The 22900-nt window shown below is 41.3% G+C and carries 20 protein-coding genes and 1 tRNA gene; 14 read left to right on the top strand and 7 right to left on the bottom strand.

Features of this window, described 5'->3' with window-relative positions; all coding sequences use genetic code 11:
- The first annotated feature begins 319 nt into the window (after window positions 1–319).
- Genes hemA through FVA69_RS12000 form a run of 7 tightly spaced genes read left to right on the top strand, consistent with a single transcriptional unit; the run spans window position 320 to window position 6932 of the window.
- Window positions 320–1582 carry a glutamyl-tRNA reductase gene (gene hemA / locus FVA69_RS12030; protein WP_004910608.1) on the top strand — a complete coding sequence of 421 codons (1263 nt, stop codon included), beginning with the start codon at window positions 320–322 and terminating at the stop codon, window positions 1580–1582.
- Window positions 1583–1613: 31 nt separating this feature from the next.
- A complete protein-coding gene (gene prfA / locus FVA69_RS12025; RefSeq protein WP_004910610.1) occupies window positions 1614–2696 on the top strand; it encodes a peptide chain release factor 1 in 1083 nt (360 codons plus the stop codon).
- The gene (gene prmC / locus FVA69_RS12020; protein ID WP_004910612.1) at window positions 2696–3529 is read left to right on the top strand and encodes a peptide chain release factor N(5)-glutamine methyltransferase; all 834 of its coding nucleotides are present in this window, start codon (window positions 2696–2698) and stop codon (window positions 3527–3529) included. The genes prfA and prmC overlap by 1 nt, the downstream gene beginning before the upstream one ends.
- A gap of 22 nt (window positions 3530–3551) precedes the next feature.
- On the top strand, window positions 3552–4361 hold the full coding sequence (gene sirB1, locus FVA69_RS12015) for an invasion regulator SirB1 (protein ID WP_109911300.1): 810 nt from the start codon (window positions 3552–3554) through the stop codon (window positions 4359–4361).
- Window positions 4362–4407: 46 nt separating this feature from the next.
- Complete coding sequence (gene kdsA, locus FVA69_RS12010; protein ID WP_004255137.1) at window positions 4408–5262, top strand: 3-deoxy-8-phosphooctulonate synthase; 855 nt, start codon at window positions 4408–4410, stop codon at window positions 5260–5262.
- Between the two features lie 12 nt (window positions 5263–5274).
- Entirely contained in the window at window positions 5275–6177 is a 903-nt protein-coding gene (locus FVA69_RS12005; RefSeq protein WP_004910623.1) for a TIGR01212 family radical SAM protein, read from the top strand.
- A gap of 20 nt (window positions 6178–6197) precedes the next feature.
- Window positions 6198–6932, top strand: coding sequence for a tetratricopeptide repeat protein (locus FVA69_RS12000; RefSeq protein WP_202983379.1), 735 nt, complete (start codon window positions 6198–6200; stop codon window positions 6930–6932).
- A gap of 51 nt (window positions 6933–6983) precedes the next feature.
- Here FVA69_RS12000 and dauA read toward each other — a convergent pair whose 3' ends face one another.
- From dauA to FVA69_RS11970, 6 genes are all read right to left on the bottom strand, one after another.
- Complete coding sequence (gene dauA, locus FVA69_RS11995; RefSeq protein WP_109911302.1) at window positions 6984–8717, bottom strand: C4-dicarboxylic acid transporter DauA; 1734 nt, start codon at window positions 8715–8717, stop codon at window positions 6984–6986.
- 274 nt (window positions 8718–8991) lie between these two features.
- The gene (locus tag FVA69_RS11990; protein ID WP_226537840.1) at window positions 8992–9381 is read right to left on the bottom strand and encodes a hypothetical protein; all 390 of its coding nucleotides are present in this window, start codon (window positions 9379–9381) and stop codon (window positions 8992–8994) included.
- Window positions 9374–10732, bottom strand: a complete 1359-nt coding sequence (locus FVA69_RS11985) for a phosphatase PAP2/dual specificity phosphatase family protein (protein WP_117161960.1) — start codon at window positions 10730–10732, stop codon at window positions 9374–9376. Before FVA69_RS11985 ends, FVA69_RS11990 begins: the two co-directional genes overlap by 8 nt.
- Window positions 10733–10913: 181 nt before the next feature.
- The gene (locus FVA69_RS11980) at window positions 10914–12680 is read right to left on the bottom strand and encodes a bifunctional alpha/beta hydrolase/class I SAM-dependent methyltransferase (protein WP_164528897.1); all 1767 of its coding nucleotides are present in this window, start codon (window positions 12678–12680) and stop codon (window positions 10914–10916) included.
- A gap of 9 nt (window positions 12681–12689) precedes the next feature.
- On the bottom strand, window positions 12690–13313 hold the full coding sequence (locus FVA69_RS11975) for a CDP-alcohol phosphatidyltransferase family protein (RefSeq protein WP_164528896.1): 624 nt from the start codon (window positions 13311–13313) through the stop codon (window positions 12690–12692).
- 243 nt (window positions 13314–13556) lie between these two features.
- The gene (locus FVA69_RS11970; RefSeq protein WP_042851586.1) at window positions 13557–14360 is read right to left on the bottom strand and encodes a helix-turn-helix domain-containing protein; all 804 of its coding nucleotides are present in this window, start codon (window positions 14358–14360) and stop codon (window positions 13557–13559) included.
- A gap of 153 nt (window positions 14361–14513) precedes the next feature.
- On the opposite strand from FVA69_RS11970, the gene FVA69_RS11965 reads away from it, so the two are divergent.
- The 5 genes from FVA69_RS11965 (at window position 14514) to FVA69_RS11945 (ending at window position 20706) form a co-directional block, all read left to right on the top strand.
- Window positions 14514–15464 (top strand): 4-hydroxyproline epimerase, encoded by a 951-nt coding sequence (locus FVA69_RS11965; protein WP_117161957.1) that lies wholly within the window; start codon window positions 14514–14516, stop codon window positions 15462–15464.
- A 9-nt stretch (window positions 15465–15473) separates the two neighbouring features.
- Entirely contained in the window at window positions 15474–16721 is a 1248-nt protein-coding gene (locus FVA69_RS11960) for an NAD(P)/FAD-dependent oxidoreductase (protein ID WP_123382006.1), read from the top strand.
- Window positions 16722–16739: 18 nt separating this feature from the next.
- Window positions 16740–17606 carry a 4-hydroxy-tetrahydrodipicolinate synthase gene (gene dapA, locus FVA69_RS11955; RefSeq protein WP_164528895.1) on the top strand — a complete coding sequence of 289 codons (867 nt, stop codon included), beginning with the start codon at window positions 16740–16742 and terminating at the stop codon, window positions 17604–17606.
- A gap of 8 nt (window positions 17607–17614) precedes the next feature.
- The gene (locus tag FVA69_RS11950; protein ID WP_109911310.1) at window positions 17615–19099 is read left to right on the top strand and encodes an aldehyde dehydrogenase; all 1485 of its coding nucleotides are present in this window, start codon (window positions 17615–17617) and stop codon (window positions 19097–19099) included.
- Window positions 19100–19185: 86 nt separating this feature from the next.
- On the top strand, window positions 19186–20706 hold the full coding sequence (locus tag FVA69_RS11945; RefSeq protein ID WP_109911311.1) for an alanine/glycine:cation symporter family protein: 1521 nt from the start codon (window positions 19186–19188) through the stop codon (window positions 20704–20706).
- Window positions 20707–20714: 8 nt separating this feature from the next.
- On the opposite strand, the gene FVA69_RS11940 is transcribed toward FVA69_RS11945, so the two are convergent.
- Window positions 20715–20802, bottom strand: a tRNA-Ser gene (locus FVA69_RS11940).
- A gap of 337 nt (window positions 20803–21139) precedes the next feature.
- Here FVA69_RS11940 and ghrA point away from each other — a divergent pair.
- Together ghrA and FVA69_RS11930 are read left to right on the top strand one after the other, a co-directional pair.
- Window positions 21140–22081, top strand: a complete 942-nt coding sequence (gene ghrA / locus FVA69_RS11935) for a glyoxylate/hydroxypyruvate reductase GhrA (RefSeq protein ID WP_004910644.1) — start codon at window positions 21140–21142, stop codon at window positions 22079–22081.
- Window positions 22082–22219: 138 nt separating this feature from the next.
- Entirely contained in the window at window positions 22220–22771 is a 552-nt protein-coding gene (locus FVA69_RS11930) for a TorD/DmsD family molecular chaperone (RefSeq protein WP_164528894.1), read from the top strand.
- The last annotated feature ends 129 nt before the right edge of the window (window positions 22772–22900 follow it).

Raw genomic sequence — 22900 nt, 5'->3', positions numbered from 1 at the left:
CTATGCATCTTATCGCAGTTAATTTATCATTGTTAATAATGATATGGCTGATAATCAGTTTTATATAGTATAAATAAACGATAAAATTACGATCAGTTTTGACTGATAAAATCGCTATTACGTCTGTTATTTCGGTTTATTTTTTGGCGTGGGTCATCTTTCTGAAGGATAGGCTTATGCAAACCGTAGAAAGAGAGACGCGGATCATCTACAATAGAACAATATAAATAACAGTATTGCTAAATTGGTAGGAAATACCCATCGAGCATAACTGAAAATAATTAGCACTGTAAGCAATGTGAGCAAGTCGTAAAGCACAATGACCTTATTAGCCTTAGGTATCAACCATAAAACAGCACCAGTAGCCCTGCGTGAGCGGGTAACGTTTGGTCCTGAAAAAATTGACCATGCACTTGAGGAACTTCTCAAACAGCCTCAAGTGAATGGTGGTGTTGTGCTGTCTACCTGTAATAGAACTGAGCTTTATTTGAGCCTTGAATCGCAAGAACAAGCTCAAGAACAGCTAGTAAAATGGCTGTGTGATTTTCATGGTATAACCCAAAAAGATTTACAACCGAGTCTCTATTGGCACCAAGACGACCGCGCGGTGAGTCACCTAATGCGTGTCGCTAGTGGCTTGGACTCACTTGTTTTGGGTGAACCACAAATATTAGGGCAAGTCAAAAAGGCGTTTGCGCTTTCACAAGGTAACCACTCGTTATCGAGCGAACTTGAGCGTCTTTTCCAGAAATCGTTTTCTGTTGCAAAACGTGTGCGCACAGAAACCGATATTGGCGCGAATGCAGTTTCTGTCGCATTTGCGGCTTGTACACTTGCCCGCCAAATATTTGAATCACTCAAACATTTAAACATCTTGTTAGTGGGTGCAGGGGAAACAATTGAACTTGTGGCGCGTCATTTACGTGAACATGGCGTACAAAAAATGATGATAGCTAACCGAACACGTGAACGGGCGGAGTTATTGGCCAATGAGGTCAATGCACAAGTCATTTCGTTATCAGATATTGATAACCGCTTAGCGGAAGCTGATATTGTCATTAGTTCAACGGCGAGTCCTTTACCTATTATAGGGAAAGGGATGGTCGAACGTGCAATGAAAATACGTCGTAGTAAGCCGATGTTATTAATTGATATTGCCGTTCCTCGAGATATCGAACAAGATGTTGAAAAATTAAGAGATGTTTATCTCTATACTGTGGATGATTTGGAATCTATCATTGCACAGAACCTTGCTCAGCGAAAAGCCGCAGCCGTTGAAGCTGAATATATTGTTGAGCAAGAAAGTAGCCACTTTATGGATTGGTTGCGCTCACAAGCGGCAGTGTCTACAATTCGCGATTATAGAGAACAAGCTGAGGCCATTCGGGCAAACATGACTGAAAAAGCGTTGACCGCTATCCGTCAAGGCGCAGACCCTGAGCAAGTGATCATGCAATTATCGCAACAATTAACCAACCGCCTTATTCACGCTCCAACCAAATCTTTGCAGCAAGCTGCAGGTAATGGGGATGTCGAGCGTCTAAATCTACTTAGGGACAGCCTAGGGCTGGACCATCAATAACCACATTTTAATCATAGGTCTTATATAACGAATGAAGCCTTCTATTGTCGCAAAACTAGAAGCATTACAAGAACGCTACGAAGAAATTGAAGCGCACCTTGCTGATGCAGGTGTAATTGCCGATCAAGACCGTTTTCGTGCTTTATCAAAAGAATATGCCCAATTATCTGATGTCGCTAAATGCTTTAGTGCATGGCGCACAGTACAGGATGACATAGAAACAGCTGAAATGTTGTTAGACGATCCTGAAATGAAAGAAATGGCTCAAGAAGAGCTTAAAGAAGCCAAAGGGCGCAATGAAGAGCTCGAACAGCAATTACAATTGTTGCTGCTTCCGAAAGATCCTGATGATGAATATAACTGTTTCGTTGAAATCCGTGCGGGTGCCGGGGGAGACGAAGCGGCAATTTTTGCGGGTGATTTATTTCGTATGTATAGCCGTTATGCAGAAAACAACCGCTGGCGCGTTGAATTAATGAGCACGAGCGATGGCGAACATGGCGGTTTTAAAGAAGTCATCGCGAAAATTTCCGGTGATAGCGTTTATGGTCGCTTAAAATTTGAGTCAGGTGGTCATCGTGTTCAACGTGTTCCCGAAACGGAATCTCAAGGCCGTATTCATACATCCGCTTGTACTGTAGCGATTTTACCTGAGCTGCCAGAAGCTGAATTACCTGAAATCAGCCCTGCGGATTTACGTATTGATACTTTCCGCTCATCGGGTGCGGGTGGGCAGCACGTTAACACCACCGATTCCGCAATACGTATTACCCATATTCCGACAGGCATTGTTGTTGAGTGCCAAGATGAACGTTCACAGCATAAAAACAAAGCGAAAGCGATGTCTGTATTAGGTGCGCGTATTCGCCAAGCCGAAATGGATAAACGCCAAGCTGCAGAAGCATCTGAACGTCGTAATCTGCTAGGTTCTGGTGACCGTTCTGACCGTATTCGTACCTATAATTTTCCGCAAGGTCGAGTAACTGACCACCGTATTAACTTAACGTTATACCGTTTGGATGAAGTGATGGAAGGAAAATTGGATTCACTTATCCAACCTATCATCAATGAATACCAGGCAGACCAACTTTCTGCGTTGTCTGAGCAGGAATAATGCAGTATATCGAATGGGTCAAGCAGGCAGTCAATCGGCTGTCTGCAAGTGACAGCGCGAAGCGAGATGCTGAAATTTTACTGGAGCATGTCACAGGTCGCAGCCGTACCTATCTTTTTGCATTTGGTGAGACAGAACTCAACGCTGAAGAATGCCAACAAGCTGAATGTCTTTTGCAACGCCGTGAGAAAGGTGAGCCTATTGCCTATATTATCGGTGAACGTGAGTTCTGGTCCCTTCCTCTTTACGTCTCTCCTGCGACATTAATACCTCGGCCAGATACCGAATGCATTGTTGAACAAGCCTTATCCAGGTTAACAGAGCAAAAAAATCAAATTTTAGATTTAGGTACTGGGACTGGGGCAATTGCACTAGCCTTGGCATCTGAAATGCCGCAAAGCCAGGTTATCGGTGTTGATTTTAACCCTGATGCAGTTGTTTTAGCACAACGAAATCAGCAGCGCTTGAATATTTCAAATGTCAATTTTATACAAAGTAATTGGTTTGCTTCACTATCAATTCAACAATTTGATATGATTATCAGTAATCCACCCTATATTGATGAAAATGATACGCATCTCAGCGAAGGTGATGTGCGATTTGAGCCATTAACCGCTCTAGTGGCTAAGAATGAAGGCTTAGCTGATTTAATGCATATCATTCAAGAATCTAAAAAATATCTTAAAAATCAAGGGTGGTTGCTTCTTGAGCATGGCTGGACACAAGGTCTTGCAGTGCGTGATTTATTTGAAGTACATGGGTACACCAAAATTGAGACCTGTCTTGATTATGGTGGAAGAGAGCGAATTTCACTCGGTCAATGGAATGGTTAAGTGGCATAGCAGTGGGAATGTAATGAAAACCATAGCGAATATAGAATTTAATCAACTCCCTTTAAGTGAAGGGATCATGACTGTTTCACAATGTATCCGTCATGATTTCCCGCTGATGAAAGTGCAAGCTCAGTTAGATAGCTTAGTCTCATCGGCCAAGTCTCGTATCGATTTAACCGCTGATAACGAAACAAAAATTCAGCAATTGGCCTCACTTTTTTACCAAGAGTGGTCATTTGGCCCAGCTGAAGGGATCTATTTGTTATCGGATATGCTGTGGCTAGACAAAGTATTGTCATCTAAGCAAGGTACGCCAGTGACACTCGGTGCTATTTTTTTATATATTGCCGAACGCCTTGATATTGCGATTTATCCCGCTATTTTCCCTACTCAATTATTATTTATTAGTGAAAGAAATGATGGCAGCCAATGGGTTATTAACCCTGTAAATGGCGAGTCTTTATCATTACACACGTTAAATTTGTGGCTCAAAGGAACCGTTGATCCTTTTTCTGAATTTTACTACGACCAACTTGAGACAGCAGAAAACAGCATTGTTATTCGTAAAATTTTTGACACACTCAAAGCTGCATTAATGGAAGAAAAAAAGATGGAGTTAGCGTTACGGGTTTGTGAAACGCTTTTGACTCTTGATCCTGAAGACCCTTACGAAATTCGTGACAGAGGGTTAATTCTTGCACACTTAGATTGTAATCATGTGGCATTGAGCGATCTCAATTATTTTATTGAACATTGCCCAGAAGACCCTGTCTCTGAAATGATTAAAATACAAATTTATTCGCTGGATAACCATCCAGTCGTATTACATTAATTAACATACAGGCCGATTTTCCTGTTTCAATATTAAAGGTAAGAGTATGCAACAGAAAGTAGTCAATATTGGTGATATCAATGTCGCGAACGACTTGCCGTTTGTGTTATTTGGTGGGATGAATGTATTAGAATCTCGCGATATGGCGATGAAAGTGTGTGAGCATTATGTCACAGTGACACAAAAGTTGGGGATTCCTTACGTATTTAAAGCGTCATTTGATAAAGCTAACCGCTCATCAATTCACTCTTACCGTGGTCCAGGTCTTGAAGAAGGAATGAAAATATTCCAAGAGTTGAAACAAACATTTGGCGTAAAAATCATTACGGATGTTCATGAGCCAGCACAAGCAGCCCCTGTTGCCGAAGTCGTTGATGTCATTCAATTACCAGCGTTCTTAGCCCGTCAAACGGACTTAGTTGCAGCAATGGCTAAAACAGATGCGGTAATTAATATCAAAAAACCTCAGTTTATCAGCCCAGGACAAATGGGAAATATCGTTGAGAAATTTATCGAAGGTGGTAACGATAAAATTATTCTTTGCGACCGTGGCGCAAACTTTGGTTATGACAACCTAGTTGTTGATATGCTTGGCTTTAATGTCATGGTTCAAGCATCAAAAGGCTGTCCTGTCATTTTCGACGTAACCCACGCATTGCAATGCCGCGACCCATTTGGTGCCGCATCTGGTGGCCGTCGTGGTCAAGTTGCTGAGCTGGCAAGAGCGGGAATGGCGGTTGGGATCGCAGGGTTATTTCTTGAAGCCCATCCAGACCCAGACAACGCGCGTTGCGATGGCCCATCAGCATTACCATTAGATAAGCTAGAACCATTCTTAAAGCAAATGAAAGCAATCGACGAGGTAGTAAAAAGCTTCCCTGAGTTAGATACAAGTCGCTAAGTTAGACGGTTTATGCAGCTCACCGAAGTCGTTTCTATGTTCGGCGCTGATTTACAGCGCCGATATGGTGAAAAAATTTATAAAATTACCTTACATGGTGGTTTTAATTGCCCAAACCGTGATGGCACCCTTGGGCGAGGCGGCTGCACCTTTTGTAATGTGGCCTCTTTTGCCGATGAAAGCCAATCTTCTAAAACCATCAGTGAACAAATTCACCAACAGATTACCCGAATTTCCCGCGCAAAACGTTATTTAGCTTATTTCCAAGCCTATACCAGTACTTACGCAGAAGTGAGTCTGCTAAAACAGCTCTATGAAGATGCTTTACAACAGGCTGATATTATTGGTTTATGTGTTGGAACGCGCCCTGATTGTGTTCCTGACGCGGTATTATCTTTATTGAGTTGTTATCAGCAACAAGGTTATGAAATATGGCTTGAGCTAGGTTTACAAAGTGCTCATGATAAAACGCTACATCGTATTAATCGCGGCCATGGTTTTGATGCATACCAACAAACAACGCAAAAAGCGCGTAGTCTTGGATTAAAAGTTTGTACGCATTTGATTTGTGGGCTACCCGGTGAAAATGCCCAAATGAATATGCAAACATTGGATAAAGTACTTGAGTGTGGAACGGATGGCATCAAACTTCACCCGTTACATATTGTTGAAGGTAGTGTAATGGCAAAAAGTTGGCGAGCAGGGCGCTTGGCAACACTTTCTCTTGATGAATATACCCAAATTGCCGGTGAAATGGTGCGTCATACACCAACTGACATTGTCTACCACCGTATTAGTGCCAGTGCAAGAAAACCTACGTTACTCGCCCCGAGCTGGTGTGAAAACCATTGGGTAGGAATGAATAACTTATATCAATACTTCTTAAAATGGGGTGGCCAAGGCTCTGCGCTTTGACTTCTTTAATGAGAATAATTATGAAATCAAACTTTTATAAAGCTATTATCGTTTCATCCCTCATTACGTTTTCTTTTCAAGCTACCGCTCAACTTGATATTACCCCTGAAGATAAACAAAAATTTGTACAAACTCATCAAAAAGCAACGAAGAAAGATACCCTTGCTCAGTATCAGCTGGCTCAAATGTATTTTTCCGGTTTAGGTGTTCTACAAAATCTTAATAGTGCGCGTTTATGGGCAAACGAAGCCGCAAAAAATGGTAATGCAGATGCTTATGCGTTATTAGCGGATATTAATCTATTAAGTGATAGTTACTTTTCACAGGAATTAGTTGATGCACGTAAATACGCGATTAAAGCGGTTGAAATGGGTAGTACACGTGGAAAAATCAGTTTAGCAGAGTCATTGATAAACCCAATTGCAGGTAAAACGGACTATCAACAGTCTATAGAACTTCTCAATGAAGTTAACGCGCTAAATAACCCAGACTATTTTATTGCTCCAATTTTGCTTGGCGTTATCTACCTAGATGGCCAAGGTGTCGCAAAAGATGAAAAGCAAGCACAACAATGGTTTGATAAGGCTAATGAGATGACTTATCCAGGGTATGCAGAATGGATGGCAGCATTTAGATTTTCTGAAGATAACACAGGAACGGTGGTTATCGACCCAGCAAAAGCAAAAAAATTAAGGGTAATAGCTTGCGAAAAAGGGAAAGAAGCAGGGAATGAAATGTTTTGCTTCAATGAGTAACAGTTAAACCGCCATGTAAAATAACATGGCGGTTTAGTTAAGGGACTTAAATTAAGACGCTGTTGTTGCCTTTTCTGTGTCGATAGAACTCGCCTGTTCGATAGCCTTAACAGCTTCAAGTGCATGATCTATTGAATTATAAAAACTTAACACGCCTTCAATCGGTGTCACTTTCGCTCTTGCCAAAGTTTTTAATGGCTGGAACGGAATGTCACAAACTAAGACATGGGTATCTTTGCGTACGGCATCGATGAATTTTTCGAAAGCTTCTAAGCCACCCGCATCTAAGACCGGTACAGCGTCCCATTGCATAATGATGGTTTCATAACCTGCGCTTTTGACACGTAATTCATCAAAAATACGCTCGGCAGCAGCGAAAAATAATGGGCCGTTTATTCTTACGACTAAACGGCTTCGCTCTTCATCTGTTTCTGCTAATTGTGTTGAACGGGTCATATTGGCAATACGTCGCATAAACAATAATGACGCGAGAACAATCCCGACAGTAATAGCAATAACCATATCAAATAGAACAGTTAGAGACATACATAGCACTAATACAATAATGTCATCTTTTGGCGCGCGTTTAATCAGGTAAACGACTTTACCCGCCGCACTCATGTTCCAAGCTACAATCAATAATAATGCAGACATGGCGGCTAATGGCAAATAAGAGAGCATTGGAGCAAGAACTAATAATGTAAGTATCACCAATATTGAGTGAATAATCGCAGAAATGGGGGATGTTGCACCTGCGCGAACGTTAGCTGCAGAGCGGGCTATTGCAGCGGTTGCTGTGATCCCACCAAAAAAAGGCGCCGCAATGTTCCCCACACCTTGGCCAATAAGTTCACTATTGGAATGGTGTTTGGTTCCTGTCATGTTGTCCAATACTACGGCACATAGTAGTGATTCAATCGCACCAAGCACTGCCATAGAAAATGCAGCGGGCATTAATGCGGTGATCATCGCCCAATTAATTGGCGCACTTCCAGGGAGTTCCCATGGCAAAATAAACTGCGGTAGGATAGGGGGAATACCATTACCTTCAGTGCCATCAGGCAATAAATAGCTAAATTCAGATCCAATAGTCGCGACTTCCATGCCAAATAATGAAAGCACCCACATGACGAAAGTCCCGACAATAAGGGCTGGTAAATGGCCGGGAAATCTTAATTTTAATTTAGGCCAGAAGATAAGCACCAAAAGAGTTGAAAGCCCAATTAGTGTGTCGCTGTATTGAAACGTGGGGAATGTATTACCAATAGCAATTAGCTTATCAACATAGTTTTCTGGGACATGCACCATTTGCAAGCCAAAAAAATCTTTAATTTGCATTGTGGCAATGGTAATAGCTATCCCCGAAGTAAAGCCTAATGTGACTGAAACAGGGATATATTCAATAAACTTACCAAAGCGGGCAAACCCCATGGCAAGGAGTATGACACCGGACATTAGGGTAGCGACTAATAACCCACTCAACCCAAATTGCTGTGAAACAGGGTAGAGGATCACCACAAAAGCTGCGGTGGGGCCAGAAACGCTATAACGAGACCCACCTGTTATCGCAATGACGATACCTGCAATAGCCGCGGTATATAGCCCATATTGGGGGGGAACGCCACTTGCAATAGCTAAAGCCATTGCGAGCGGAATAGCGATAATACCCACGGTAATACCCGCGATTAAATCCTTAATAAAGCGAGTAGCCGTATATTTTTCTTTCCAACAAGAATCTATTAGCGCACTAAAAGGGCGCAACCTATTAATTTTTTTTGTACTCATTATACCCTACCAAATAACAGGGTGAAAAATAAACGAAATATGTACCTATAAGGATACGCTTAGTAACTTGAAAAAAATCTGTTATGTATCAATGAATCTGCAATTATCATAACGTTTTCAGTAACAAAAGTAAAAAACCGTTATATTATAAAGAAAAACAGTTAGAATACATTTTATATGGCTACTTTTTAGTTTTAGGTATACATATATGCAATAGCAATCTTATTTTTTGAACTGTAAATATAAATAATAGTACTGGTTAATGCTTAATTAATTAACTAGTTATTATTGCGACCAATAACCCTATCCATTGCAGTAGTACTAACCCAAGTGCATGGGTGAAAAGACGTTTAGTCCCAAACCACCTTTGCTGCATCGTGCGGTGTTTGATTTTGTTCGGAAATAAAAAATTTAATGCATTATCAAAATGTTCTGTTTCATTATGTGTGTAGATAATTTTAAAAAAATGGTTATCTAGCCACAGGCGATATATATAATACTGGCAAACTATAAATATAATTATATTGGTGAATAAAATATATTTAGGGTAATTAGAATAGAAATACAAAGCAAATTGACAAAATAATGCCAATACAGACCCAGTAGCAAAATAACGCCAACTATGCGTTAAAATAGTGATAACGTCACCTTGTTGTTTATTCATCAATGTATTCATTATTCACTCGACTTATATGGTAATCGGCATACCAATTATTCAGTTGTTGTATCGTTGCTGCATTTAAAATTACTTGTGGGCGAGCATGTTCAACTAATGCTACGGCTTCTTCTATGTTTTTTGCATCGCCATGATGTACCAACCATGCAACAGCAACAGTTGCACTTCGTGAATAACCTAATTTGCAATGAATGTATACCGCCCCATGTTTTACCAGTGTATCCATAGTATGGACTGACTTTTCGATATCTTCCGCGCTTAGTGGTAACAAATCAATTTGCGGTTGGCTACAATATTTCAGCTCTTTGCTGTAAGAATTGCGAGGCCATTCGCAAGTCATATCTAACACAGCTTGAGTTTGCAAAGCGTAAAGTGGGCGCCCTCCCAAAACAATGTGTTTATTAACAATACTGGGTTGTGCGCAGTGTTTAGCGAAGTAATGATAGGTTCCCCAAGCAATCAGCCGGTATGGTAGTAACAAAATAGCGGCAGAAGGGGAAATATTCCCTTCAGGTGTTTTTTGGAAAACGCTAGCACCAGCGCCTAAATAGCCAAGGGTAATAAAAAAGAGGGCGACAGCGGGCCATAATAGTAACCAAGCGAATCCTTGGAAGATAAACGCAAGAATAAAGCAAGCAAGAGAGCCTATGCCATAGTTTTTGCTCATTTTAAAACTGCGAGGTGAGCCAGTGTAATGCCATTGCCAGTGAGTTTGTATAGGAAGTAAATAACTAATTAATATGCCAACGGCAAAGCCGGTGACGACATCAATAAAGTGGTGCTGCCAAGTCGTCAATACGGACAGGAGAATGAGTATCGACCAACTATGAAGCAACCAGCGCCATTTTGTTGGTGTATGCGCTCGAAAACGTAACCATAAGATCCACAATAAAATAATATGTAATGAAGGGGCTTGGTTAAAGGGAAGATCAAATAATTCTAGACTGTCAAACATCCAGCCAAATAGGCCATCAGTGCTTGGTCGAGGGAAACTAAACTTAAGTGGAAATAGTAAAAAACCAATACAAGCGACAATCGAAGCCGTGATGAGCCGTAAGCCATGGATCGATTGTTCTTTACGGGTTGTGCAAATAAATAAAGATAACCCATAAAAAAGGTCAATGCTCCAATAGGGAATGATAGACCAAGGGAGAAATGGAATATGGGTTTCCCAAGAAAAAACGATAGAAGGAACCTGGCCTAACGTTGCGGTATACGTATTGACTTGGCCATAAGTTAGGAAGAAAAAAGGTGCTAGAAAAACTAGCCATAGCAAACCAGAGCGTATTATTTGGCGTCGAGATACAGCCTGTTGAGGTTTGCGAGTTGCGGTTATCATCCTTTATCCTATTCCTTTAAATGGCAACGAACTGGCGGTGATATCAGTAAATGATTAGGGAAACAAATAACGCTAAGCAGCATAGGTGCTTTGCGGGCAATAAACAATGGCTATCACCTAAAGTTGAAGTTAGTGATTGATGCCAACAATGTGGCATCAATCACAATGCGAGATAAATAGACTAACGTCGTCTAGCTATGGATACGCTGAATATTCCCCAGTTATCAATTAATTGGTTTAGTTTTTCAAAGCCCGCTTCTTCAACTAAAGTATCCATTTCGCCTTGGCTACGACAACGCATAACCCATGCTTGGCCACCTTGGTGGCTTGGTAGTACCCGAGCAATCATTTCAACTTGAGGGTGCCATGGCTGGCAAGTATAAATTAATAGCCCGCCAGGAGGGATAGCTCGAGAAAGTCCATTTAATGAAGCGTTTATCATTTCATTACTGGGGAACAGTTCATACAAACCACTGACAATGCCAATTGTTGGAGAGGGTGAAACCGCGGCTAAATCATCGGCGTCAAAAGCATTACCTTCAGTAAATTGAATTTTATCTTCAAGGTAACGTTCCTTAATATGTAATTGTCCTTGCTCAACATTGATAGGGCTATAGTCTCTTAATAGGACAGACTCAACTTTGCTATAATCATTAATTGCATCAAAGATATAACGGCCTTGGCCTGCGGCAATATCCATAATTCGAACCGGGATACCTGTCTCCGTGAGGTCACGTATCGCTTGCCGAATAATATTTTCAATATTCACTTTGCGTTGGCGTATTCCTTGCCAGCCTATGCTGTTGAGATACTGCCTATCAATCACACGGCCAAATAAGCCTTTACCTTGGGCTTTGTCGCGGTATACGTAATCGAGAGTTGAACCTGAATCAAACCCTTTGTCATAACCAATGCAAATACCTTCAGAAGCTTTACCTAGTGTACTCATTGATTTGCTCATAATTTTATAAGCAAGATTTTTAGGGCACCATTTAGGCAAAGGAGTCATGAGCGAACGATATTTTTCAGCACTGCCACTCCAGATATCTTCATATTGATAATTATGTTGGTAGCGCGGTAAGGCGAATAATTTTCCAATAAAATCACGAATTTTTTCAATTGGGATATGGCGTTCTTTTTCACCTAATGTGTCGTGGTAAAAACCGGGTAATATATGTTTTTCTTTTATTGGGGTATTTAATCTTTCAAAAAACTGATGTTGAGGTCGATGGTGGACAACGTGGTCACTACCTGAAATAAATAATTGAGTTGGTAAGGTAATTGCACCTGCATCAGCCACTACACGTTCAGCTGTTTTATATAATTCAAGTAAAATATTGACGGCAATAGGGCGAGTGATCAATGGATCGCGATTAAACGAATCAATTCGTTGTTCATCATGAGTCAGAAATTTAGCTTTGACATAGGAATTCACATAGAACAAACCGCGAGCATTTTGCATTAAAGCAAGCCCTGTCCGGGCAAATGGGACATACAATTTAACCTTAAATGCAGGAGAGGCGAGTACCATCCCACGAATTTTGGGGGCGTAATCATGAACCCAAGCGGAGACAAGGACGGCACCAACACTTTGTCCGATAACAATGATATTTTCTAAGGGAATATTATATTGGGAGGAAATGTGACGTACGAATTCATCGACATCATTGACAGATGTGCTTAGTGAAGGGCTATAACCTCGCGGGCCATCATTTTTACCATGACCACGGGCATCCCATGCAAACATCGCATAGTCAGGTAAATTGAGTTCATCGACTAAATGGGCGACACGGCCAGAATGTTCATGGCCACGATGAAATAAAATAATCGCTTTGTTGGTCGAAGTCTCTGTTGGCCAATGTCGATAAAAAAGAGAAGTATGGTCACTGGTGGTAAATTGGGACTCAATAACGGGACGTTGCGTCAGATAATCTGTCTGAGCGTTCATAATTCTTCCTTAATTATTATTCGCCGATGTAGATAATTCACAAAGTGCACGACGAATACGGTTATAGCAAGTATAAAACAGCAACAAAGTTAAAAGGATAAACAGATAACTTATCCAACTAGAAAATATGATTTGCGGGAAAATACTGACAAGCAGCCCTAACGCACCGAAAATAAAGGCTCGATCACTTTTACCAATAGGGCCGTCATAGCGACGAGACGCACCAGTTGCTTGAGTGATAACACCAATAAATTCAGTAAGTAGCGTAAGAAATAGAATGAATAAAATAAGCCAAAATACTTGAGGGAAAATAACCGCAAATGGTAGGTATAGTGCGATATCTGAAATAACATCACCAAGCTCATTCAGGATTGCACCAAGGTGACTTTTTTGGTTGTGCTCCCTTGCTAACATGCCATCAATCGCATTGAGTGCCATACGAATAAACAGTACGAAAGGTAATAAAATAAACAGGTGTGGGTTTGGAATGAACAGTAATAGCATTCCGCAGATCACAGACAAAAGTAAAGCTGCCAAAGTGACTTGATTAGCCGTCACACCCGCACTAAATAGCTTACGAACAATTGGACGAAGAAGATCTTGAAATTTAGGTTTCAGATCGTAAATGGTCATTGAGTATTCCTTTCTCGTCACCGCACTTAGATGCAGCATTGGGATATATCAATACCCGATTGATGGATGTCTGCAATAAGAGCTATCTTAAGTTAGGAAATAACCAAGGGAAGTTATTTAGTAATTATATCGAAGGTACTGCGGTAATTATTTGAATAAACGGCCAAAAAGCACTTCATAAAATCTAAAGAGAATGAATTTATCGGTATTAAGGAAAAACGGGTTAACCAATATGATACTCAGTCAGGCCAATATCCTTTGTTTATCGATTTTTGAACGCATTCGTTTAAATTGGCTAGGTGTCATGGTGGTCATTTCTTTGAATTTTCGGCAGAAAGCGCTGTGATCAGCATAAGCACACTTACTGGAAATTTCAGTAATTGAAAAATCATCTTCGAGCAGTTCAATCGCATGTTCAAGCCGCATTTTTTGAATATATTGTTGAGGGGTTATCAAAAAAATAGCTTTAAACTGGCGGTTTAATTGAGAAAGCGAGAGGCCAGATATGTCAGCAAGTGTTGTCATTTTTATTGCGGTATCGAAATGCTCACTAATATAGCGTTCAACACGGCTAAGTTGGTTGTTTAGCTTAGGGCTGACCGATTTCACATCTTGTAAATCCACTGAAATACCTGCAACTCCAATAACTTGGTTACGTGTATTAAAAATAGGAACCTTAGTTGTTAAACACCATCCCAACAAACCTGCTTTATACAGGTGAAGTTCAAGTTTATTAATGACGCTAATTTTTTTCTCCATCACTAAATAATCTTGAGAACTATAGCTTTGGCCTAGTTCCGAATGAAAAATATCCTCAGCACATTTACCAACCAGATGATTAACGCTATCGATTTTACAACGGGTGGCTAAATTATCATTGGCCAAAACATACTTTGCATTATGGTCTTTCACAAAGAAAGTCACATTCGGCAAGGTATTAATGAGGGGCATCACTAAGCCTAAATGATTTAATAGAACATCAATATTATCAACAGGAAACAGCATGTTCTCCTGACTAATCAATAACAATTTATTTAGATTGATCATGCTGCGCTCCGAAATATTAAATTAATTTTACTAGTTCTGTTAAATATTTTTAGATTGTGCAGAAAAGCGCATAAGTTTGTTAGAAAGATATCAAGAGTTGTTAACAAAAATCAAGCATTCTATTAACAACGATAATAGATAGGATGCTAACCAATGCAATATCAATATACCAAAATTGAAGTTATCGACTCCCATACTGCAGGTGAGCCAACTCGGCTCGTTATCGATGGATTCCCTGATTTAGGGCAGCAAAGCATCGCATCAAGACTGGAGATATTACGCCATCAACATGATGTATGGCGTAAAACCACCATTTTAGAGCCACGAGGTAATGATATTTTAGTGGGGGCACTATTGTGTAAACCACAAAACCCAGCAGCAGCAGCCGGTGTGATTTTTTTTAACAATCAAGGTTACTTGGGAATGTGTGGCCATGGCACTATCGGTTTAGTGGCTTCATTGCATTTTCTCGGTCATATCACTTTCGGTAAACATCTTATCGAAACCCCGGTAGGGGATGTTACGGCTCATTTGCATCAAGATGGCAGTGTGAGTATTCAGAATGTTTATTCATATCGTTATCGCAAAGCGGTACAAGTTAATGTTCCAGAACTCGGTACTATTGCCGGGGATATTGCTTGGGGCGGAAATTGGTTCTTTCTTGTTGATAAGTCACCAGTCGCTATTGATTACGAAAACATTAAATTACTGACAGAAGTCAGTTTAAAGATTAAACAAGCCTTATCCGATCAAGGTATTTACGGTAAAGATGGCCAAGAAATTGACCATATCGAATTATTCGGTACACACCCCGAAGCCAATAGCCAAAGTTTTGTTTTATGCCCAGGCGGCGCTTATGACCGCTCCCCTTGTGGAACAGGAACAAGTGCCAAACTTGCCTGTTTAGCCGCGGATAAAAAGCTGGCGGCTGGTGAAATATGGCATCAAGCCAGTGTGATTGGCAGCCAATTTCAGGCCAGTTTTCAACAGGCTGATGAAAACGGCATTATTCCGACTATTCGCGGGCATGCCTATATCAGTGGGAAAAATACCTTATTGATAGATGAACAAGATCCATTTCGTTTTGGAATTTCAGTGGCATAGGGGAATGAAATGGAACGCAAATATCCAGTGATTGTAGTGGGTGGCGGCATTATTGGTCTGAGTATTGCACTGACAGTGCAAGCTAATGGGTCACAAGTGCTGTTGCTTGATAAACATGAAATTGGCCAAGGTGCTTCATTTGGTAACGCAGGGCATATTGCGACAGAACAAGTTTTTCCGATTGCGGATCCGAGCGTTTTAAAATCAATTCCGAAAATGTTATTTGATCCACTAGGCCCTTTGCGTCTGGATTGGCGCTATTTATTACCGCTAACACCTTGGTTAATAAAATTATTGGGTAACATGCGCCATAAGCCTTTTACCCATATTCATCACACATTGATGACACTAAATAGTGCCGCTTTCGATTCATGGCAAGCATTTATTCAGAAATGGCAATTAAATGACCTTGTCAAAATGAAGGGTTCACTATTGGTGGCAGAAAAAAAAGAGACGCTCGATAAGCTAAGCCAGCACAGTGAGTACCTGCAAAGTATTGGTGTGGCTAATCAATTGATTGATCAAGATACGCTATTAACGCGCGAACCTGCTTTATCTGAAAGCCAAATCGGTGGCATTTTTTATCCCGATACAGGCCATGTTGTGAATTTATGTGCATTACACCAAAAACTGACAGAAGCTTTTATCGCTGCGGGTGGGCAGGTATTAACCCACTGTGAAGTAACAGAAATCACATCAACGTCGAATCAACAAGCGATATTGACAACCACTCAAGGGCAGTTTACAGGACAAAAAATAGTGATTGCAGGGGGCGCATTCTCTAAATCGCTAGTCAAAATGGTGAGTCGTATCAAAGTGCCACTTGAAACTGAGCGTGGTTATCATTTGATGTTGCCCCATGAATTAGGTCGATTATCGATACCAGTATCAAGTATGGATAGGCGTTTTATAATGACGCCAATGTCTCAAGGGCTACGCCTCGCAGGAACCGTAGAATACGCAGGGTTAAAACGTCCTGCGAATATGCAGCGAGCTCAACATTTTCTCCCGTTAGCACAACCTATGCTAAAGGAAACATTAAATAGCCAACAATCTACATCATGGATGGGGTTTCGCCCATCTACGTCTGATTCATTACCAATTTTAGACCATAAAGGCCCCTATATTTTTGCATTCGGTCACCAACACTTGGGGCTAACCCAAGCGGCGATCACCGCAGATATTGTGAATAGTTTTATCCATCATCAGCCGACAAGTATCGACTGTACCCCTTTTTCCATTGAACGATTTCTTTAATTTTGAGGAGAATTCAAAATGAATTTCCATGGCATTCTTGTTCCATTAGTGACCCCATTTCATGATGATTTAACATTAAATGTCAGTGCGCTTGCTGAATTAACTGAAAAACTTATTGAGCGGGGTGTGACGGGTTTAGTGGTTTGTGGGACAACTGGGGAGTATTACGCATTAAACGAAGATGAACGTAAGACCGTGCTGTCAACCGTTTGCAAAATTGCCAAAGGGCGAGTGACATTAATTGCGGGTATTAATGATTTATCAACTGAGGGGGCTATTGCACGTGCGAAACAAGCTCAAGAACTCGGTTATGAAGGGTTAATGCTGTCTCCACCGCCATATAGTTTGCCGGACCAGCAAGGTGTATTTGCCCACTATGAAAAAGTCGCAAAATCAACATCATTACCCATAATTATGTACAATTTTCCAGCTCGGATTGGCGTTGAAATTGACATTGAAACGGTTATTAAGCTAGCCGAAATTGACAATATTGTCGCTATCAAAGAAAGCAGTGGAAACTTTAGCCGAGCACTGCACTTATTACAAACACCATTCAAAAATTTTGAGGTCATTTGTGGTTGTGATGACCAACCAGTGGATTTCTTCTTTTGGGGTTCCAAAAGTTGGATTGCGGGAGCTGGTAATGTATACCCAGCAGAGCAAGTTGCTATTTTTAATGCCGCGCAAGCGGGTGACTGGCAACAAGCCAAGCAGATTATGAATGAAATTTACCCTGCGATTTACTCAATGGAATCAGGTGATTATAACCAAAAAGCCAAGGCGGGTTGCTTGAATGGCACATTCAATGTCGGCCCGGTTCGTTTGCCTCTGTCAAATCTAGCGTCTCAAGAACGCGATGATTTTATTAAATTAATTAAGCGCTAGGGGGGAATATGACTCTTACCCAGCAGCAGGTATTTGAACGCGCAAAACAAGGAAAACTGTGGGCGGGCAATTTAATTGCAGGGCACCCAGAACAGCAAAATAGACTAGAAAACCGGACCCCAATCGACAACAGCATTATTGGTTTTATTGCAGATGGTGATGAGAGCGATATTAATGCCGCGGTACAGGTGGCGCGTGACACGTTTAATCAAGGTGAATGGCGCGGGTTATCGCCGCAAGAACGTAAAGCTATCATGCTTAAATGGGCTAATCTGATTGAAAAACACAGTGAAGAACTTGCGGCGCTAGACTGTATTGATGCAGGTAAGCCTATCACCGAATGCTTAAATACCGATTTGCCCGCAACGATTGACACCTTTTATTGGTATGCCGAAGCGATTGATAAACTGTTTGGCAAAATTGCACCAACCAGTCATCAAGAGTTGGGGTTAATAGTGCATGAGCCTATTGGTGTGGTGGGGGCGGTATTACCGTGGAATTTCCCTGCTCAAATGTTTGCGTGGAAAGTAGCTCCAGCTCTTGCTGTCGGCAATTCGGTGATTGTGAAACCTGCCGAACTAACCTCATTAAGCGCGCATCGTATGGTGGAACTGGCCTATGAGGCGGGTATTCCTAAAGGTGCATTAAGTCTAGTTTGTGGATTAGGTGAAAAAGTCGGGGAAGCGCTTGGCCGCCATCATGATGTTGATATGGTGTCATTTACCGGCTCAACAGATGTCGGACGCTTATTTTTAAAATATTCCGCCGAAAGTAACTTAAAAGAAATTGTACTCGAATGTGGCGGTAAAAGCCCGCAAGTGGTGTTTGAAGATGCGAATATTGAAGCCGCAATTCCACATATTATGGCGGCGGCTTTCTGGAATATGAGTGAAAACTGCAGCTGTGGTTCTCGCTTAATTGTGCACGAAAGCATCAAAAAAATACTATTAGAGAAGCTTGCCGTCGCCATTAAAGAATGGAAAGTCGGAGACCCAAGGCAAGCAGATATTTCAATTGGGCCAATGGTCGAACAGGCTCATTTTGAGAAAGTAAAATCCTTTTTAGATATCACGTTAAAAGAGGGAGGAAAATTAGTTGCGGGTGGAAAAATTCATCATGAGTTGGGGGCCGGATGGTATATCGAACCGACAATTTTTGATGAAGTCACGCCTGAAATGTCGCTATTTAAGCATGAAGTTTTTGGCCCTATTTTAGCCGTCACATCGTTTAAAACTGATGATGAAGCGGTTGCTTTAGCTAATGACACTCAATATGGCTTAGCGGCTTCATTTTATAGCCAAAATATTCACCGAGCCATGCAAATTGCACAGCGTATTAATGCGGGTACTGTTTCAGTCAATGGCTTTAGTGAGGGCAATATTACAACGCCGTTTGGTGGTTTTCGTCAATCAGGTTTTGGCGGTAAAGACAACGGGTTAGAGGCATTTGAACAATATACTCAAACGAAGGTTATCTGGTTTATCCATCAGTAAAACGTTGGCCTGAGTCCCCTAGTGGGCTCAGGTTTTTTTTACCCTGCAAATACAAATAAACAATTACAATAACGAAGGAGTACAAAATGGAAGCCATCGTTAATACAATCGTTGGTTACATCTGGGGTAATGCATTAGTAGTATTATCGCTAGGTGTTGGGCTCTATTTTACATTAGCAACTCGTGGTGTGCAGTTTCGCTATCTTATTAAAATGGTCTGTTTGTTAAAGGAAAATAAAGCGTCAAAAGAAGGAATTTCCTCCTTCCAAGCATTCTGTTTAGCATTATCAGGGCGAGTTGGGGTGGGTAATATCGCCGGTGTAGCGACGGCCATTGCTGCGGGTGGTCCTGGGGCGATTTTCTGGATGGTTGTCATGGGGTTATTAGGCGGAGCAAGTGCGTTTATCGAATCAACACTCGCTCAAATATACAAGCAGCGCTCTGATGGTCAATACCGTGGCGGTTCGCCTTACTATATCGAGAAAGGGTTAAAATTGAAGCCATTTGCCATTATGGTAGCTGCTGTTATTTGCCTATCTTATGGTGTACTAGTTCCGGGTATTCAAGCCAATACCATAGCTGACTCCTTTCAAACTTCATTCAACTTACCCCCAATTGCGACAGGCGGCATTGTGACAGTGCTGATGGCATGGCTAATCTTTGGCGGTGTAAAACGTATTGCGAGTGCTGCGGATAAAATCGTGCCAATTATGGCGTTAGCGTATATCGTCATGATGGTGATCATCTTAGGTAGCCATTACGAACAAGTGCCGGGAATGTTCAGTTTAATTTTCCGCAGCGCGATGGGAATGGATGCCGTATTCGGCGGTATTGTTGGTACGGCTGTTTCATGGGGTGTACGCCGTGCGGTTTTTTCCAACGTAGCAGGGGCGGGTGAAGCTACATTTAGCTCTGCGGCAGCCGAGGTAAGCCATCCTGTAAAACAAGGGTTAATTCAAGCATTTTCAATTTACATTGATACTGTTGTTGTGTGTACAGCATCAGGTCTAATGATCCTTGTCACGAATATGTATAACGTTTTTCCAGACGGTTCGGCAACGGCCTTAGTTGAGTACGTTCCAGGGGTTGCTGCGGGAACCGCATGGACACAAATGGCGGTATCAACAGTCTTTACTTCCGCAGGGTCGGGATTTGTCTCAATCGCCGTATTTTTATTCGCATTCACAACATTGATGGCCTATTACTATATTGCAGAAACCACAATTGTTTACCTTGATAGAAAATTACGTTACCCCATTCTAAAACTGATACTAAAGTTTGTATTTTTGATTATTGTTTTTATGGGAAGTGTTCAGTCTGTCAGTTTAATGTGGAGCCTTGGCGATATTGGGTTCGGTAGTATGAGTTATCTTAATCTTATCGCCATTGTCTTCTTGTCAAAACCGGCGCTACGGGCACTTCGTGACTTTGAACGGCAGGAAAAATTAGGTGTTGATCCAGTGTTTGACCCGAAAGTGGCTGGAATAGAAAATGCAGAACTTTGGGAAGATATTAGCCGTGAATACCATGCGCAAGGAATAGGTATAGAACCGAAAGAGAAACAAAATAAAGGGATGGTATATCAAGAAGAAGAAGGTAAAAACTAGAAGAAAAATGGCGGTGAGGGAGGGATTCGAACCCTCGATACGTTGCCGTATACACACTTTCCAGGCGTGCTCCTTCAGCCTCTCGGACACCTCACCGTTTTTCTAAATCTGTTGTGGAGTAGGGAATAAAAACCTGCTCTGCAACGGGGCGCTACTATAGGGAAAATAGCGTCTTACGTCAACTCCCTATTTATCCTTTTTCCGACTTTTGTTGCTGTTTAGCTAAATAAAAAACAATTTGATTATTATCTAATCTCAAATGTTATCGGCTAAGGTAAATAATACTTTTAATGTTAATTTAAAACGGCAAGTAACAGAAGTAAAAACCGTTAGCTAGTTAACAAAATTCTGATTGTTTACAGTGTATCGGCTTGATTAACTTGAAAAGAAATCCCATTCGGCACACTCTGTTAGAAACCAAAGAGGAGTTGCCATGAATATTTTATTTTACCATCCATTTTTTGATTCGAAACAGTGGATTGACGGCATGAAAGCACGCTTACCACAAGTGAATATTCGCCAATGGGAAAAAGGGGATAACCAAAGTGCGGATTACGCCATGGTTTGGTTACCTCCTTATGAATGTCTCGCTGGTCGCAGTGATTTAAAGGGAATTTTCGCTTTAGGCGCAGGTGTGGATGCTATTTTAAAACAGGAACAAGATAAACCTGGGACCCTGCCTGCAGGGGTTCCCGTAATGCGTCTGGAAGACACGGGCATGGCGATTCAAATGGAAGAATACGCTTGTGCAAAAGTGTTAAGTTACTTTCGTCGTATGGATGAATATCGCCAATTACAATCACAGCGCCAATGGAAACAGTTACCGGCCTACCAACACGAAGATTTTGTCATTGGTGTGATGGGCGCAGGGGCATTAGGACAAGCAGTTGCAAAGCGCTTAGTAAGTTTCGGTTTTCATGTAAGAACATGGAGTCGCTCTGAAAAACAACTTGATAACGTAAAAAGTTATTTTGGCCATGACCAACTAGCTAATTTCCTTTCTGGTACTCGTGTAATTATTAATCTGTTACCAAGTACTCCAGAAACGGTGGGAATTTTAAACCAGCAACTATTTAGCCAGTTAGAGCAAGGGGCATATGTTATCAACTTAGCACGTGGCGCCCATCTGATTGAACAGGATTTGCTTTTAGCCCTTGAATCAGGACAAGTTACAGGTGCTGCACTTGATGTATTTGCGAGTGAGCCGTTGTCGCAAATGCACCCGTTCTGGACGCATCCCCGCATCGCTATCACACCCCATGTTGCCGCCTTTACAAAACCGAAAGAGGCGATGGATATGATTGTCAGTAATATCCAACGCATCGAAGCAGGGCAAGCGCCTGTTGGTGTCGTTGATATGCAACGCGGTTATTAGTCACTTCTTTGTTGCAAGTGGTCTTTATGACCACTTGTAATTATCTCCCCCTAATATCTTTCCTATTTTTTCGATATACTGAAAGTAACTGCTTCAGTCACGAGGTGTGACTACTGAATCTGTAAAATAGGATAATATATGAACGAATTTTCAATCGTCTGCCGTATTTTAGGGACACTATTTCAACGTAGTCCCTCTGATAGCCTCGTAAAACCGCTTATTGATATGATTGCTCAAGATAAATTAAAAGCATCATGGCCATTAGAACAAGATGAGTTGTGGTCACGCATGGCAAAAGACCTCGACGTCAATGCAGTTAATGCGGATTACCAAGGCCTATTTGCAGGGGAATCTCCTTCAGTTTCAATGTTAGCGAATGATTACGATTCTGAAATTACAGAAGCAGAAGTTCGCGAATTTTTAACCGTTAGAGGAATGACCCTGACGAATGCGTCTGCTGACGCTTTTGGCGCATTGCTACTCGCGGCTTCTTGGTTAGAAGACCAAGCGGCAGAAGATGAAACTGCCGCTCAAGAAGAATTATTTGATAGCTATATCCTTAGTTGGTATGCCAGCTTTTTAGGTAAAGTTGAAGCGCATGCAACCACTACCTTTTACCGGACTTTAGCCCAAATTACGCGTGATGCAGTCATTGCTCTGCGTGATGAACTTGACTCAGAAACTGAATAATTGTGACGTTGTCACTTTTTTGTGGTGATGTTACTGATGTTTTAGTTAGCGGTATTGATTAATAATTTTGATTGAATAAAAAAGGCAACAGATTTTCTTGTTGCCTTTAATGCTTTTATCAATCGAAAT

The sequence above is a fragment of the Providencia sp. PROV004 genome (assembly GCF_011045615.1).
In the GTDB taxonomy this organism is placed as follows: domain Bacteria; phylum Pseudomonadota; class Gammaproteobacteria; order Enterobacterales; family Enterobacteriaceae; genus Providencia; species Providencia rettgeri.
This window is presented reverse-complemented; position numbering and strand designations above follow the sequence as displayed.